Below are 12,422 nucleotides of genomic sequence, written 5' to 3'. Positions count from 1 at the left end.
GTTCTAGAGGTCTGCCGTGGTCATCGCGTTCTCCAACGAGTGCAACGAGACATACCGCTGCCGCTTCACGAAAGCCGAGCCTCTGCCGGTGCCTTGATGAGTCAGCGCCGCACGCAACTGCCGGTGATCAGGATGTCCCGGACCGGTCAGCAAGAAGACCTGATAGCGACCATCCGTCCAGGTCGCGTCCGAGGCTTCGATGACCTTGGCGATCTTACGATCGAACCGATCGTCCGAGGCGCTGAGCCGTGACGCCTCTTCCGAAGACCACTCGACGTTGTCCCGGCGGTGAAGCACAGCAGGAACGTCAAGCTTCACCTCACGGTCCGCATAAAACGCCATACGCTCGATCGGTCGAAACGCCCGTCCGGATTGGCATACGTAAGCGGCGCAGCTCTCGTACAGCGGCCAAGCGTGCTTCGCCGCCACGACGACGGTGTCATCGATTGTGACCGGCCGTTGCGCATAGACGGTCATCAATCCGCTGCATCGCTTCAACCATCGTGCTGCATCCGCGTCGATGTACGCGGCCAGGTCGAAGATCTGACGAAGCTCGAAGGGTATGTCGACGTTGATCGTCGAGTCGTGGTGCGCGAGCCGGTTCCGGAACTTGCGGACCCGCTCGACAGCGACGGCGACCTGCTTTCGCTTCCCCGACGAGTTCGGGAAAGCACGATGAAGACAGTCGCGCCAGAGCTCCTCGTACTTGGGACCGAGCAAGCCGGACCAGAAGCCGAAGCTCAATCCGGCGATGATCTGGTGCCGGGTTTCTTTCCGCTGGGGACGCAGCCGCTCCCGCACCGCAGCCACGGCCTCCGCCACATTGTCCCCGCCTGGGGTCGGCAGCAGGAACCACGGGATGCCACATTGCTCCTCTCGGAAGTGCTCGCGAAGGCACTTGTCCAGAGCGTTACGAAGCAGCACCTCGAGATGCCCGACGACCTCGAAAGCGGCAGAGGAGGTTCGGGCGCTCCACTCGTACAGCCGCAGGGCCTCGACCTTGTCTCCTGAGGCCCCCTCAAGGTAGGGAGCCATCCGGGGTTCGGACAGCAAGCTCCAGACCATGGGCTCTTCGGGCTCGACGGACGGCACTCGAAGTTGCTACCGTCAGTGACGAACGCCCCAGTGTCGCCTCTGTCGCAAGCGCCTGGGGCTTCTTCATGCCTCAGGGACCCTGACCAGCGTCGTCCGGTTCCCTGGGCGCCGGAGCCACCTGACCGTTGGACTCCGCGGCCTCGGGCTTCTTCGGCGTGTTCGCGTCCAGGAAGCGCAGCAGTTCCACCGGGAACGGCAGGACCAGCGTCGAGTTCTTCTCCGCCGATACCTGCACGACCGTCTCCAGCAGCCGCAGCTGCAACGCCGCCGGGGTGTCGGCCATGGTCGCGGCCGCCTGCGAGAGCTTGTACGACGCCTGGAGTTCCCCGTCGGCCGAGATGACCCGCGCCCGCCGTTCGCGTTCGGCTTCGGCCTGGCGTGACATCGAGCGTTTCATCGACTCCGGCAGCGCGACGTCCTTGATCTCGACCCGGTCGATGTGGATGCCCCAGTCCAGCGCCGGGCTGTCGATCATCAGCTCCAGGCCCTCATTGAGCCGTTCGCGGTTCGACAGCAGGTCGTCCAGGTCGCTCTTGCCGATGATGGACCGCAGCGAGGTCTGCGCGACCTGCCCGACGGCCGAGCGGTAGTCCTGCACGTTGACCGCGGCCAGCACCGGGTCGATCACCTTGAAGTACACGACGGCGTCCACCCGCACGGTGACGTTGTCGCGGGTGATGCCGTCCTGCGCGGGGATCGGCATCGTGACGATCTGCATGTTGACCTTCTGCAGCCTGTCCGCGAAAGGCACCAGCAGTGCGAGCCCCGGCTGCCGGATGGCCGGGCGCACCCGCCCGAACCGGAACACGAGACCGCGTTCGTACTGCTTCACCACCCGAAGGCTGGCCGCGACCCAAGCACCGCCCGCGACGGCGACCGCACTGAGAATCTCCACCACCATGGCTGCTCCCAGGGTTGTTCTCGCTGTTCACGGTACGCCCGGCGGGTCACGGGCGAAACACGGTGGACAGGCCTGCCAAGGTGGATCCGTGACCGGTTTCAAGATCCCGCCCAAGTTCCTCGACCGCGCCGCCGACCTCGGCCCCGGGGCCGCCGAATGGCTCGACTCCCTCCCGTTCCTCGCCGAGAAGTACACCGCCAAATGGCAGCTCGAGTACGACGGCGAGGCCATGCACGGTTTCGTCGGCGTCGCCCAGCCCGTGCGCCGCGCGGACGGCTCCCCCGCGGTCCTCAAGCTCGGCTGGCCGCACGAGGAATCCGACGACGAGCCGCTCGCACTGTCCACTTGGGCCGGTCGGGGCGCGGTCCTGATGTACGACAACGTGACCGAAGACGGTGTGCTGCTCCTGGAGCGGCTCGACGCGACCCGGTCGCTCGAAACGGAGCCGATCCAGCAGGCCGTCGAGACGATCGGCGCGCTGGCGCGACGGCTGGCCGTCCCCGCTCCCGAAGCACTGCAACGATCCCTGCGCGAGGAAGCCGCGGAACTGGTCACCGAACTCCCGGAGACCTGGAGCGAACTGGGCGAGCCGTTCGACCGCGAGTACATCGACGCGGCGGTGGAGATCTGCGTGAACCTCGGCCCGGAAGCCGGTGAGCTGATGGTGAACGAGGATCTGCACTTCGAGAACGTCCTCGCCGGGGAACGCGAACCGTGGTTGGTGATCGACCCGAAGCCGCTTTCGGGCGACCTGGAGTTCGGCGCGATCTCGATCCTCTGGAACCGCCACGAAGAGTCCACAATGGACGAAAAGATCAAGTGGTTCAGCGCCGCGGCCGGAGTCGACGCCGAACGCGCGCGGGCGTGGACACTCGTGCGCGCGGTGCAGAACTGGACCTGGCTGTACGAGGACCTCGCCGAGGGCGCCACCCCCGAGAGCCTCGCCGAAGACCCGGCCTACGCGGCCGTCCCGGGAATCGCCGCCTGGGCATTGCGGTGATCACACGAATCGTCGCGGGCCCCGGGAGCCGATAGCCTTCGGGCATGGCAGCCGTGAACAGGGTATTCGCAGCTCAGCTGGCCGGTTTGCCGGTTTTCGGACCCGATGGCGAATCGATCGGCAAGGTACGGGACCTGGTGGCGGGCCTGCGCCTCGACCAGCAACCGCCGCGGATCCTGGGCCTGGTGGTCGAGCTGACGACGAGGCGCCGCGTGTTCGTGCCGATGTTGCGCGTGACCTCGATCGAGCCCAGCGCGGTCACGCTCGCCACCGGATCGGTGAACATGCGGCGGTTCCATCAGCGGCCCAACGAGGTGCTGGTGGTCGGGCAGCTGTTCGACGCGTACGCGACGCTCGCGGGGTCCGACACCAGGATCACCGTCGTCGACGCCGGCATGGAACCGACGAGGACGCGGGACTGGGTGCTCGCGAAGCTCGCGATCCGCGAACGGTCGAGCAGGCTCGGCCTCGGCAGGCGGCGGTCGGCGATGCAGGTGCTGCCGTGGTCGGAGGTGTCCGGGCTCGGGCTCACCGACCTGACCGGTCAGACCCAGGGCGCGGCGCAGCTGCTGATGCTGTTCGACACCATGCGCCCCGCCGACGTCGCCGCCACGGTCCGTGACCTGCCGCTGAAGCGGCGGCACGAGGTCGCCGACGCGATGGACGACGAGCACCTCGCCGACGTCATCGAGGAGCTGCCCGAGGACGACCAGAAGGAACTGCTGTCCTACCTCGCCGAGGAACGGGCCGCGGACATCCTCGAAGCGATGGACCCCGACGACGCCGCCGACCTGCTGGCCGAGCTGGCGCCCGCCGAGCAGAGCCGGTTCCTGGAGCTGATGGAACCCGAGGAGTCGGCGCCGGTGAAGCGGCTGCTGGAGTACTCCTCCGACACCGCGGGTGGTCTGATGACGCCCGAGCCGGTGGTGCTGACGCCGGACGCCACGGTCGCGGAGGCGCTCGCGCACATCCGCAACGCGGACCTCCCGGTGGCGCTGGCGAGCATGGTGTTCGTCTGCCGTCCGCCGACGGAGACGCCGACAGGACGCTTCGTCGGCGTCGTCCACTTCCAGCGGCTGCTGCGCGAACCACCGGCCGAGATGGTCGCGAGCGCCGTCGACTCGCAGCTGCCCGCGCTGCGGCCGAACGCCACGCTGTCCGAGGTCACCCGCTACTTCGCCGCCTACAACCTCACCTGCGGACCGGTGGTGGACGCCGAGGACCACCTGCTCGGCGCGGTCACCGTCGACGACGTGCTCGACCACCTGCTCCCGGAGGACTGGCGCGAGACCGGGCTGCACGACATCACCGGGGACATCACCATCGACACCGAGGAGACCGAACGTGCCTGAGCTGACGTCCGGGCGGCGGCTGGACCAGCCCCGTGGCCAGAGCCGGTTCAGGCTGAACATCGACCCCGACTCGTTCGGCCGGTTCACCGAACGGATCGCGCGATTCCTCGGCACCGGCAAGTACCTGTTCTGGCAGACGCTGATCGTCATCGTCTGGATCGTGCTGAACCTGGTCGCGGTCTCGCTGCAATGGGACCCGTACCCGTTCATCCTGCTGAACCTGGCGTTCTCGACGCAGGCCGCGTACGCCGCGCCCCTCATCCTGCTGGCGCAGAACCGGCAGGACGACCGCGACCGCGTCTCGCTGGACGAGGACCGGAATCGCGCCGCGCAGACGAAGGCGGACACCGAATACCTCGCGCGGGAGCTGGCGTCGCTGCGGATCGCGCTCGGCGAGGTCGCCACGCGGGACTTCCTGCGCGGCGAGCTCGACCGGCTCCGTGAGGATCTTGATGCCAAGCCGCGCAAGGCCAAACCCGACCGCACGCCTACCGGTACGTAACATGGAGGTGTGACCAGTACGCAGCAACTCCCCAGCGTCGACGATGTCCGCACCGCGCTGAAGGCCGTGTACGACCCGGAGATCAAGAAACCGATCACCGAACTCGGCATGGTCAAGGGCGTGGAGGTCGGCTCGGACGGTGTGGTCACCGTCGGGATCTACCTGACGGTCGCCGGCTGCCCGTTGAAGGCGACGCTGACCAACGACACCACCGAAGCCGTCAAGAAGCTCCCCGGCGTCAGCGACGTCCGGGTCGAGCTCGACGTGATGAGCGACGAGCAACGCACCGAGCTGCGAAAATCCCTGCGTGGCGACGCCGCGGAGCCGGTGATCCCGTTCGCGCAGCCGGGCTCGCTGACGCGCGTCTACTGCGTCGCGTCCGGCAAGGGCGGCGTCGGCAAGTCCTCGGTGACGGTGAACCTCGCGGCCGCGATGGCCGAACGCGGGCTTTCCGTCGGCGTGGTCGACGCGGACATCTACGGGCACTCGGTGCCGCGGATGCTCGGCGCGCGGGAGAAGCCGACCAAGGTCGACACCATGATCATGCCGCCGCAGGCGCACGGCGTGAAGGTCATCTCGATCGGCATGTTCACCCCGGGCAACGCCCCCGTGGTGTGGCGCGGGCCGATGCTGCACCGCGCGCTGCAGCAGTTCCTCGCCGACGTGTTCTGGGGCGACCTCGACATCCTGCTGCTGGACCTGCCGCCGGGCACCGGCGACATCGCGATCTCGGTGGCACAGCTCATCCCGAACGCGGAGATCCTGGTCGTCACCACCCCGCAGCAGGCGGCCGCCGAGGTGGCCGAGCGCGCGGGCGCGATCGCGTTGCAGACCCGGCAGCGGGTCGCCGGGGTCATCGAGAACATGTCGTGGCTGGAGACGCCCGACGGTCAGCGGATGGAGATCTTCGGCTCGGGTGGCGGGCAGTCCGTCGCCGACTCGCTGTCGAAGTCGGTCGGCTCGACCGTGCCGCTGCTCGGTCAGGTCCCGATGGACCCGCGCGTGGTCTCCCACGGCGACGCGGGCACGCCGATCGTGCTGGCCGAGCCGGACGCGCCGGCGTCGCTCGTGCTCAAGGACGCGGCGAAGAAATTGACCGTCCGGGCGCGCGGGCTGGCCGGGATGATGCTGAACGTCACCCCCGCGGGCCGCTGACGCCCTCTCCCTCTTCGCATTTCGTCCTCTGGATGCGGTACTTGCACGCGCAAGGATCGCATTCAGAGGACGAAATGCATGGGGTCGAAAGCCTGGGTCAGGTGGCGTCGGGGTCGACCGGGGGGCGTTCACCCGGCTTGAGCGGCTCGGGCTGCGAAGCCGTCGCCGGGTAGCCGTTGGGCTTCGAAGCACCATTCGAGCCGTTGGTCCCGTTGGAACCATTGGTGCCGTTGACGTCCTTGAGCCCCAGCGGATCCGAGTCACCGTCGAACAGGTGCTGGGTCACGACCCGCTTCGGGTCGAAGTTCCGCAGGCCTCGCAGGTCCTCCAGCGGCTTGCGCAACTGGTCGAACTCCGGGCCCATCTCCTCGCGCAGCTGCGTCTTGGCACCGGTCGCGAAGTCGCGGACCTTGCGGACGCTCTTCGCCACCCAGGACGCCGCTTCGGGCAGCCGTTCCGGACCGAGGATGAAAAGACCCGCGACGACGATGATGAGGATCTCTCCCCAGCCGACACTCTCGAACACCTGTGTGAACCTCCGCCTCGGCGTCTTCCCCGTTCAGGGTACCCGCACGGACTGGCTAGTCCGAGGCCAGTTTCACGTCGACGACAAGTGAAGACCCATCCCGGACAAGGCGGACAGGGACCACTTCACCGACTTCGCGCGCGCGGACCGCGACGAGCAATTCCGCCGAGTCCCGGACCAGCCGTCCGCCTACTTCCGTGATGACGTCGCCTTCTTTGATGCCCGCGGACGCGGCCGGGCCACCGGGGGCGACGTTCCGGACCTGCGCGCCCATGGTGCTGGAACCCGCGACGGTCGACGAAGCGTTGATGCCGATGTCGGGGTGGACGACCTTGCCGTCCTTGATCAGTGTTTTCGCGATCTTCACCGCGTAGTCGCTCGGGATGGCGAACCCGATGCCGATGCTGCCGCCCTCTGCACTGGACGAGCGGATCGCGGAGTTGATCCCGACCAGCGCGCCGGTCGCGTCGACGAGCGCGCCGCCGGAGTTTCCGTGGTTGATCGCGGCGTCGGTCTGGATGGCTTCGTAGATCACCGGAGCGCTGCCGCCGTCGCCGCCCGCGGTCACCGGGCGGTTGAGCGCGCTCACGATGCCGGCGGTGACCGAGTTCTGCAGCGCCAGCGGCGAACCGACGGCGATCACCGAGTCGCCGACGGCGAGATCGGACGACTTCCCGACCTGCAGCGCGGTCAGGTTCTTGACGTCGACCTTGACCACGGCCAGGTCGGTCTTGGCATCGGCGCCGACGACCTTCGCCTCGACGCGCTTGCCGTCGAAGAACACGGCGGTGACCTTGGTGGCCGCGTCGGCCGTCGCGGCGGAGATTACGTGCTCGTTCGTGAGCACGTAGCCCTGGTTGTCGATGACGACGCCGGAGCCCTGCTGGCCCGCGTCGGCGCCGGGCTTGAACACCTCGAGCGAGACGACGGCGGGCGCCACCCGGTGGGCGATGTCCGCGATCGAGCCCGCCGGACGCTCCTTGGCCGCGTCGGCCTCGGAGATGCTGGCCTGGCCGGTCAGTTCGGTGCCGGTGTCGGCGAACCACCAGCCGATCAGCCCGCCCGCGGCGCCGATGACCAGCGCGACGCCGGCGAGCATCGCCAGCGCCTTCGTCTGCACACGCCGCCCGAAGAGGACCTCGGGAAGGCTCAGCAGCGCACCTTGCGGGCGCTTCGCGTCCTTGTCCTCTTCCGAGTCCTGCTGCACCGCGGGCCCGGCGAGCACCGCACCGGAGCCGGGATCGCGCCACGGGTCCGAGGTCTTGGTCCAGAGGGGGTCGTCGGCGCCGTTCGCGGACGGTTCGGAGCCGTTGGTCCCGTGCGGGCGCTCCAGCACGACACCTTCGGCACCCGGCGGACGGCGGAAGGCTTCGGCGAGCGACTCCGGAGTCGGCGGGGCCAGGTTCAGGTTCGGCGCGGACTGGCCGTTCGAGCCGGGCTGGTACAGCTTGTCGAAGGCGCCGTCGACGCCACGCGGCCTGCCGAACGTGGCCGCCTGCGCCGGATCGACGGCGGGCCGGGCCAGCGGGCGCGGCGCCAGCCGGTCCCCCGCCGGGTCACCAGGCTGCTGCGGATTCGCGTTCGGCTGCTCGGTCATCATTCCCCGGGGCTGAGATCAGGTTGGCCGGACGCGAGAGTACGCCAAGCCTCGACCCCGATTCTGCCGTGACCACGGTGAAGTGCGCGTTGATTCCCCGGAACGGCCAAGAAATGTGACACTTGGGGCAACCGTGTCTCACTTGTGGCAGTCTAACGGGCATGTCGGAGAACCCGGGGACTCCTTACCCGCCTCAGAACGTCCCTCACCAGCAGTGGCCGCAGCAACAACAACAGCAGCAGTGGCCCCACCAGCAGCAGGGCTGGCCGCAGCAGCCGCCCAAGAAGAAGGGCCTGTCCACCAAGGCGAAGGTGCTGTTGCTCGTCGCCGCGCTCGTCGTGGTCGGTGGCGGGCTCGGCCTGGTCTTCGTGCTGAAGGCGGCCGCCGGACCGGAAAAGCAGGCGGCGAAGCTGACCGAAGGCGACTGCGTCGTGCTGACCGGATCCGGCAAGGCGGCCGACGCGGTCAAGACGCCGTGCGACTCGCCTCAAGCGCCGTACGCGGTGAGCCTCACCGGCAAGAACAAGGGCGACTGGAACTGCAAAGAGGGCTTCTACCGCTACGCCGTCGAGACGCCGCTGCGCGGGGAGGGCGTCGCCCTGTGCCTGGCGATCAACGCCAAGGTCGGGTTGTGCTTCGACGACATCGAGAGCAAGACCCCGCCGCCGCTCAAGGACTGCGGCTCGGCGCGGCTGAAGATCAGCGAGGTCTTCCCGCAGTCGAGCATGGTGAACAGCCCGTGCAAGGAAGGCACGGCGGAGGTCATCTCCTACGCCAGCTACGGGACTTCGAACTTCAAGAGTTCGACGATCTGCTTCGTCAAACCCTGACGAAGCGGATCAGCGGGCCGACACGGGCACGGGCACGCTCGACGTGCTCGGGCTCGGGCTCGGCGCCGTGCTGCGCGGCTGTTCCGGCTTGGCGCCACCCAGCTGCGCGGGCAGCAGACCGGCGTTGACGCCCTGCGGCGGCACGAGGCCGGTGTTCGGCTGCTCTTCGCTGCCGTCACCCGAGGTCGCGACCAGGGCCAGGGCGCTCAGCACCAGACCCGAAACGACGACTCCGGCGCCTTGCGCGTACTTCCGCCGGGCGAGGCCGAACCGCCCGCCGCCGAGGACGTTCGGCGACTGGCCCAGCGGCGCCGATGATCCCAACGGCGCTGTACCTCCCAGAACCCCGCTGCCTCCGAGAACCCCGGTGTCGCGAAGGCCGGCGACCCTGTCGGGCCGCTGGATGGCCACGAGCTGGCCGTCCGCTGTCATCGCCAGGTTGTCCGGCGTGCCGGGAAGTTCGGTGTTCTGCGGGATGGAGCACAGGCTGGCCAGGAAACCCGCCGACATCGACGGGGCTCCCGCCTGCTTCACGGCCGCGACCGCCTGACGCTGCGCGGCCACCTCGGCCGCGCACGCCTGGCAACGAGCCAGGTGCGCCGACGCGCGGTCCTGGGCGCCGAGGGTCAGCTCGCCGTCCACGAAGGCGACGATGGCGTCCGGAAGCAGATGCGACTCGGGGAGTCCCCAGCCTCGCGGTGCGGTCATACCCCCACCTTCGCAGACTCCTGCGCCGCGGCGCGACGACGCTCCAAAGAAACACGAAGCGCCTGGCGGCCACGGTGGATCCGGCTGCGCACGGTGCCGAGCTTGACACCGAGCGTGGCGCCGATCTCCTCGTACGAGAGGCCTTCGACGTCGCACAGCACGACCGCGGCGCGGAACTCGGGCGGCAACTCGTCGAGCGCGGCCTGCAGGTCCGGGTCGAGGTGCGTGTCCGAGTAGACCTGCTCGGGGCTCGGGTCGTCGCCGACGATGCGGTCGGTGTCCTCGGGGAGGCCTTCCATCCGCACGCGCGAGCGGCGGCGGGCCATGTCGAGGAAGAGGTTCGTGGTGATGCGGTGCAGCCAGCCTTCGAACGTGCCGGGCTTGTAGGACGCGAGGGAGCGGAAGACCCGGATGAAGGTCTCCTGCGTCAGGTCCTCGGCGTCGTGGGCGTTACCGGTCAGGCGGTACGCCAGCCGGTACACGCGGTCAGCGTGCTCACGCACGACCTCGTCCCACGAGGGCGGCGTCCATGCGGCCTCGTCCACCGTCACCGGCGTGACCTGGTCCGCGTGCTGGTCCTGCATCGTGTCCTGCATCGGGGAAGTAGGCACCTCCATCAGCGTCTTCTCCCAACTACTCCACCCAACGCGGGCGATGTGCACGGTGTTCCCGTTGTCGAGGACCAGTCTGTCCGGCCTGCTTATGTTTCTAGTGAGACAGGACTGAGAGGAGGCTGAGAAGTCGGTACCAGGGAGTCTTCGCGGATTTGTCCACAGGCAGCGCTAACCTCCGCGTGTGAATTCCGGGACGCATGCGGGCTCGCCTGCCGAGGCCGCCGACGCCGACCTCGTCGACGGGTACCTCCCCGACGACGAGGTACTGGCCACCGCGCGGGCGCGGTCGGCCGATCTGGGATGCGGTCCGCTGAGCGCGGGCGCGGGTGCGACTCTGCGTTTTCTCGCCACGACGCTGCGGGCGAAGGCCGTGGTCGAGGTCGGGACCGGGGCAGGGGTGAGCGGGTTGTGCCTGCTCAGGGGCATGGTCGACGACGGGATCCTCACCTCGATCGACATCGAGCCCGAGTACCACCGGGCGGCGCGGTCGGCGTTCCGCGAGGCCGGCTACCCGCCGGGGCGGACCCGGCTGATCATGGGCCGCGCGCTCGACGTCCTCCCCCGGCTCACCCCCGGCGGCTACGACCTGGTGTTCGTCGATTCGGCGCCGATCGAGTACCCGAGCTGCTACGAGAAGGCCGTCGCGCTGCTCCGGCCCGGCGGGATACTGGCTTTTCACAACGTCTCCGGCACCAGGGTGACGGATCCCTCACGGCGCGATCCGGACACGCTCGCGCTGCGCGAGGTCGCACGGGCCTTCCGGGAGGACGAACGGCTGGTCCCGGCGCTGCTGCCGGTGGGCGGCGGGCTGCTGGTCGCGGCGATCGCGTAGCAAGGGACCTTTGCTATCGCCGGGGGCTGAAGGACGCTTTCCCCACGTCCGACGCGGCGAAGGACGCTTTCACCCCGTGCGATGCGGGGAAAGTCCCCTTCAGCCGCGTCCCGGCCACCACGGCCGCCGCGGCGAGGGCCAGCCAGCCGGCGGTGAGCACGATGAGCCAGGTCCAGCCGGAGTGCCCGTAGACGGTCGCGCCGACGGCGCCGCCGATGCTGCTGCCGAGGTAGTACGAAAGCGTGTAGAGCCCGCCCACCTGGCCTCGGGCGTTCTCGGGCGCCTCCGCGGCGGCCCAGCCGTTGGCGACGGCGTGCGCGGCGAAGAACCCGCCGGTCAGGACCACGAACCCGGCGATGACCAGGGGCAGTGAGTCGGAGAGCGTCAGCGCGGCGCCGGCGATCGTGAGCAGCAGGGCGCCGACGAGCGACCGGCGTCGGCCGAACCGCCCGACGAGCTTGCCCGCCGTCGCGGACGAGACCGAGCCCATCGCGTAGGCGAGGAAGACGAGCGACGCGATCGCGGGCGAGAGGTTCAGCGGCTCCCCGGTCAGGCGGAACCCGGCGGCGTTGTACAGCGCGACGAACGAGCCCATCGCCAGCAGCGCGACCGCGTACTGGACGAGCAGGACCGGCTTCCGGACCGCGGCGCCGAGGCCCGCCAGCACCGCCCGCCCTTGCTCGCGAAGCCGCTCTGACCTGGGACGATCCGCGGAAGTGATAGCAAAGGTCCCTTGCTCCCCCGGCGGCAGCGCCAGCACCGTGACCACCGCGCAGACCAGCCCGATCGCCGCGACCACGAGCAGCGCGCCGTGGTAGCCGAACGGACCGGCGGTGAACCCGGCCGCGAGCCTTCCGATCATGCCGCCGACGGTGTTCCCGGCGATCATCGCGCCCACCGCCGCCGCGAGCCCGGCCTTGCCGAGCCGCTCCGCGAGGTAGGCCGCGGCCACCCCGGGGAACCCCGCGATGGCGACCCCTTGCAGCGCCCGCAGCACGAGCAGCGCCGGGTAGCTGGGCGCCAGGGGCAGCAGGAAACCGAACACGACCGACGCCACCACCGAGGCGATGATCACCGGACGCCGTCCCACGACCTCGGACAGCACCGCGATCGGCAGCACGGCGATCGCGAGCGCCCCGGTCGCGACGCTCACCGCGAGCGAAGCGCCACCGGGATCGAGGTGGTACTGCTCGGCCAGCTGCGGCAGCACCGGCTGCGGCGCGTAGAGCAGGGCGAACGAGGAGATCCCGGCCGCGGCGACGGCGATCGTCACGCGGCGGGTGGTTCCGGTGGCAGACACGATCTTGAAG

The 12,422-nt window shown here is 69.2% G+C and carries 13 protein-coding genes; 6 read left to right on the top strand and 7 right to left on the bottom strand.

Features of this window, described 5'->3' with window-relative positions:
• Positions 1-3: 3 nt before the first annotated feature.
• Positions 4-1,092 carry a hypothetical protein gene (locus B0293_RS13250; RefSeq protein WP_167334543.1) on the bottom strand — a complete coding sequence of 363 codons (1,089 nt, stop codon included), beginning with the start codon at positions 1,090-1,092 and terminating at the stop codon, positions 4-6.
• A gap of 73 nt (positions 1,093-1,165) precedes the next feature.
• Entirely contained in the window at positions 1,166-1,996 is an 831-nt protein-coding gene (locus tag B0293_RS13245; RefSeq protein WP_005155376.1) for a slipin family protein, read from the bottom strand.
• A gap of 88 nt (positions 1,997-2,084) precedes the next feature.
• Here B0293_RS13245 and B0293_RS13240 point away from each other — a divergent pair, with 88 nt between their 5' ends.
• From B0293_RS13240 to B0293_RS13225, 4 genes are read left to right on the top strand one after another with little or no spacing between them, the layout of a single operon-like run.
• Positions 2,085-2,996 carry an aminoglycoside phosphotransferase family protein gene (locus tag B0293_RS13240; protein WP_005155377.1) on the top strand — a complete coding sequence of 304 codons (912 nt, stop codon included), beginning with the start codon at positions 2,085-2,087 and terminating at the stop codon, positions 2,994-2,996.
• A gap of 44 nt (positions 2,997-3,040) precedes the next feature.
• Positions 3,041-4,348: a magnesium transporter MgtE N-terminal domain-containing protein gene (locus B0293_RS13235; protein WP_039917088.1), complete on the top strand. Its 1,308-nt coding sequence runs from the start codon at positions 3,041-3,043 to the stop codon at positions 4,346-4,348.
• Entirely contained in the window at positions 4,341-4,850 is a 510-nt protein-coding gene (locus B0293_RS13230; protein WP_005155380.1) for a DUF1003 domain-containing protein, read from the top strand. Before B0293_RS13235 ends, B0293_RS13230 begins: the two co-directional genes overlap by 8 nt.
• A gap of 9 nt (positions 4,851-4,859) precedes the next feature.
• Positions 4,860-6,005, top strand: coding sequence for an Mrp/NBP35 family ATP-binding protein (locus B0293_RS13225; RefSeq protein ID WP_005155381.1), 1,146 nt, complete (start codon positions 4,860-4,862; stop codon positions 6,003-6,005).
• 97 nt (positions 6,006-6,102) lie between these two features.
• Here B0293_RS13225 and tatB read toward each other — a convergent pair whose 3' ends face one another.
• Together tatB and B0293_RS13215 are read right to left on the bottom strand one after the other, a co-directional pair.
• Positions 6,103-6,531 (bottom strand): Sec-independent protein translocase protein TatB, encoded by a 429-nt coding sequence (gene tatB, locus B0293_RS13220; RefSeq protein WP_005155382.1) that lies wholly within the window; start codon positions 6,529-6,531, stop codon positions 6,103-6,105.
• A gap of 55 nt (positions 6,532-6,586) precedes the next feature.
• Positions 6,587-8,128, bottom strand: a complete 1,542-nt coding sequence (locus B0293_RS13215) for a trypsin-like peptidase domain-containing protein (RefSeq protein ID WP_005155383.1) — start codon at positions 8,126-8,128, stop codon at positions 6,587-6,589.
• A 161-nt stretch (positions 8,129-8,289) separates the two neighbouring features.
• On the opposite strand from B0293_RS13215, the gene B0293_RS13210 reads away from it, so the two are divergent.
• Positions 8,290-8,958, top strand: coding sequence for an LppU/SCO3897 family protein (locus tag B0293_RS13210; RefSeq protein ID WP_005155384.1), 669 nt, complete (start codon positions 8,290-8,292; stop codon positions 8,956-8,958).
• A 9-nt stretch (positions 8,959-8,967) separates the two neighbouring features.
• On the opposite strand, the gene B0293_RS13205 is transcribed toward B0293_RS13210, so the two are convergent.
• Positions 8,968-9,666, bottom strand: a complete 699-nt coding sequence (locus tag B0293_RS13205; RefSeq protein WP_005155385.1) for a zf-HC2 domain-containing protein — start codon at positions 9,664-9,666, stop codon at positions 8,968-8,970.
• Entirely contained in the window at positions 9,663-10,283 is a 621-nt protein-coding gene (sigE, locus tag B0293_RS13200; RefSeq protein WP_039917094.1) for an RNA polymerase sigma factor SigE, read from the bottom strand. Before sigE ends, B0293_RS13205 begins: the two co-directional genes overlap by 4 nt.
• 178 nt (positions 10,284-10,461) lie before the next feature.
• On the opposite strand from sigE, the gene B0293_RS13195 reads away from it, so the two are divergent.
• The gene (locus B0293_RS13195) at positions 10,462-11,112 is read left to right on the top strand and encodes an O-methyltransferase (protein ID WP_005155387.1); all 651 of its coding nucleotides are present in this window, start codon (positions 10,462-10,464) and stop codon (positions 11,110-11,112) included.
• 13 nt (positions 11,113-11,125) lie between these two features.
• Here the strand turns inward: B0293_RS13195 and B0293_RS13190 are convergent, their stop codons facing one another.
• Positions 11,126-12,385, bottom strand: a complete 1,260-nt coding sequence (locus B0293_RS13190; protein WP_005155388.1) for an MFS transporter — start codon at positions 12,383-12,385, stop codon at positions 11,126-11,128.
• Positions 12,386-12,422 lie beyond the last annotated feature (37 nt).

Origin of the sequence: Amycolatopsis azurea DSM 43854, from assembly GCF_001995215.1 — a bacterium.
In the GTDB taxonomy this organism is placed as follows: Bacteria; Actinomycetota; Actinomycetes; order Mycobacteriales; family Pseudonocardiaceae; genus Amycolatopsis; species Amycolatopsis azurea.
The sequence above is the reverse complement of the archived record's forward strand: the minus strand, read 5'-3'. Positions and strand labels throughout refer to the sequence as shown.

Bases quoted from the DNA above. Each gene is read 5' to 3' on its own strand.
- B0293_RS13215 (WP_005155383.1), bottom strand. From the start codon at position 8,128: ATGACCGAGCAGCCGAACGCGAATCCGCAGCAGCCTGGTGACCCGGCG.
- B0293_RS13205 (WP_005155385.1), bottom strand. From the start codon at position 9,666: ATGACCGCACCGCGAGGCTGGGGACTCCCCGAGTCGCATCTGCTTCCG.
- sigE (WP_039917094.1), bottom strand. From the start codon at position 10,283: ATGGAGGTGCCTACTTCCCCGATGCAGGACACGATGCAGGACCAGCAC.
- B0293_RS13245 (WP_005155376.1), bottom strand. From the start codon at position 1,996: ATGGTGGTGGAGATTCTCAGTGCGGTCGCCGTCGCGGGCGGTGCTTGG.
- B0293_RS13210 (WP_005155384.1), top strand. From the start codon at position 8,290: ATGTCGGAGAACCCGGGGACTCCTTACCCGCCTCAGAACGTCCCTCAC.
- B0293_RS13235 (WP_039917088.1), top strand. From the start codon at position 3,041: ATGGCAGCCGTGAACAGGGTATTCGCAGCTCAGCTGGCCGGTTTGCCG.